The organism is Pseudomonas sp. (genome assembly GCF_050739655.1).
Taxonomy (GTDB): domain Bacteria; phylum Pseudomonadota; class Gammaproteobacteria; order Pseudomonadales; family Pseudomonadaceae; genus Aquipseudomonas.
On the sequence record NZ_JBOIBY010000099.1, the window covers coordinates 1 to 2,513 of the forward strand.

At 52.6% G+C, this 2,513-nt stretch carries 1 protein-coding gene; it reads right to left on the reverse strand.

Annotated features, from left to right (window positions below):
* Positions 1-750: 750 nt before the first annotated feature.
* Positions 751-2,513 (reverse strand): helicase C-terminal domain-containing protein (locus ACRESJ_RS05495; RefSeq protein WP_431757000.1); only part of this gene is annotated, 1,763 nt, incomplete at its 5' end.

Sequence of the window (2,513 nt, forward strand, 5' to 3'; positions counted from 1 at the left end):
TTGTTAAGCACAGGATACGTGAATTTTGATGAAGTGCGAGGAGAGATTCTGCAGGTTTCACGAGCTAGAAAAGTGATTTTAGACTCTCGACAAATCGGTGCATTTCTAAATTGGAGGGCTAGTAACATCTAGCTCCACGACCCCGCGTTGCTCAAGCAATTGCCAGAGCGACTCAGTATGCGTGAGGTAACCATGAATTTTACCAGGGGCATATTGAACATACCTTCAAGAATATAAAAGATGTTGCTACTATGAAGGGCTTTTTCTTCGAGACCAAAGCCAAAGGCTTTCAGTCAGACGGGCCTGGAGCACAAACAACTGCTCTGGCTGTTTGAACGCTGAAAGCCTATTGTTGCACATAATGGTGATTAGGATTTCTCAGAGCTGAAGCACAGCATGATGACGCAGTAACTAGCTATGGGTGAAGGCCTGTTTACTCAATTTTGGACGCGCATGTATGCAACTCCGATTGGTGCTGTCGATATGCAGTTGATTGGCGATGTACTGCGTAGACGTTCGTGCTGACACTTTCTGCTGCTTAGGCACGGCGTCCCACCTCAGCGATCTGATGTACCTCCGCTTATAAGAAAAGTGCATATGGACGGCGGCGGATGCCATTTGTCCAGTAGAGTCGGAATCCTCAGTGAGGCCCAGGTTTGCCTGGGCCTGTACCTCGTTGTGGTTGAAGTTGCATCAGCCGTTGAAAGGAAATCCCACAAAATCTCAACCGAAGGGTTGTTTCCTACAAATCTAAACTTCTTGCATACACTGAATTGCAAGCTTGGATCGGACGTAACTGCAGATCGATGCAAAGTCGATTGCCCGCTGTTTGAGTATCTCTGCAGCCTCCGCTTGCCATACAAGATCACCTTGCTCATAGAAGCTTGATCGTAGTTCCCGCACTGTTTGCAGCGCGTTAGCGGCAAACCTACGGAAGTCATCAAGCCCCCAATAAAACAATCCACCTGCGTGAACCACTGCCGCTTCGCGAATTTTCGTTGCCGGAGTTACTAGGACGGTTATGAATTCGCAATCCCTGGACTCCACTACGTTTGCCCTCATCCAGTCCGGGTGCGAAGTTGCCTGGCGCGCCTTGGTGACGCTGAGCGTGCCATCTGTAGTGTTGACGTAGTCTTCAAAGACAATACACCGTGAGTCCGAAATCCACCACGGATCGGGAGATCCTTCGTCTTCAATCTTCCCCGCGCTGAAACCGAGAAGGGTACCCAGATCCTTCTGCGCTTGCTCGAAGGTCTCATGGTGCTGAAGACCTTGGAGGATCGACTTTTCCAATTTTGCGAACTCGCGGTCATGCGTGGCACCGAGGCGGGTAAGCTCGGAACCTATTCGCTCTACCTGACGCTGCAGAGCAATATCGTCGGCTTGCGCAGTAACGGCTTCCCTCACCTCGCGGCGAGCGAAAGTGGTGAGCCAAGTGATGCTAGGGGCGCACTTATGGGCGTCCCTGAAGTATTGCCGGGACTTTTCAGCCAGCGACGAGATGCCACTTTGGGCTCCCAAGTGACAGGCAGAGCCTGCCAAGTAGTTCCAGAGTGCGCGATAGCCCCGCAGTTCTGGAGCAGTAAGAATGCCCAGTACCCGCTCTGCGGCACCAATGGCGCTGTCGTAGTCGTGCCGCCACAATGCTGTTTGGTAATCGATTTCGGCTCCAGCCGCGCTTTGCAATTCATCTATGGCAGGAAGGAATTGTTGCTGCGTACGGTTTCGCTCATCAACGATCTGTCGGTTGGCAATCTCCCAGTCCTGGCCGTTTTCTAAGAAAATTTCAAAGTTTTCGATGAGGTCAACCAAGCGGGTGTCTTTAGACTGGTTCGCTCCGAAGGAGATCTCGGCCTGAAGCTCAGGATGGAAGAAAGGGCGGCGGCGTAGGTCAGCCAGGTAATCGGGCAACTCCTCTCCGGATACGACAACGGCAGAAAAGTCTTCCAGTGATCGAGTGCAGCGACCGATGGCTTGAACGACTCGGGTTTGAATCCTCTCGTTGTACAGAGCATTAGCCCCCATTCGAGTCATCAGGAACCGCTCTTGAGAGTTCATAGCCTTCGGCAGGCCCTCAATGAACAACAGCCGGCATTCGTCCCCAGCGAAATCAATCCCGTCGTATCGGTTCGCCACGACCGCGACGGCGTGTTCACTACCGACAAAGTGGGTCTTCGACTCCTCAATGTCGCGCGCGCGGTAAACCGGGTATTTTAGTGTGGTCTCGATTTGCTCAGCGATGGTGTCTGCCGCCTTGTCACTTGGTACCAAAACAACGCTGCGGCCAGCGCGTTTCATTAGCTCAGTTCGAAGGTCTACTGTTTGGTCTGCGGTCAGCGACATCTCAGGGAAGATGAAGAACCGGCGTCCGACGCCCTGTGTATCCCAGCCAGCAGGTGCTGGAAGTCGTGTTATCGACTTGCGACCAGTCAATCGCTCCAAGTCGCCGCCTGCACCGAGCGTGGCCGACATATAGATTCTTTGTTGGGCTCTTTCGAATGCTGGGTGAGAGA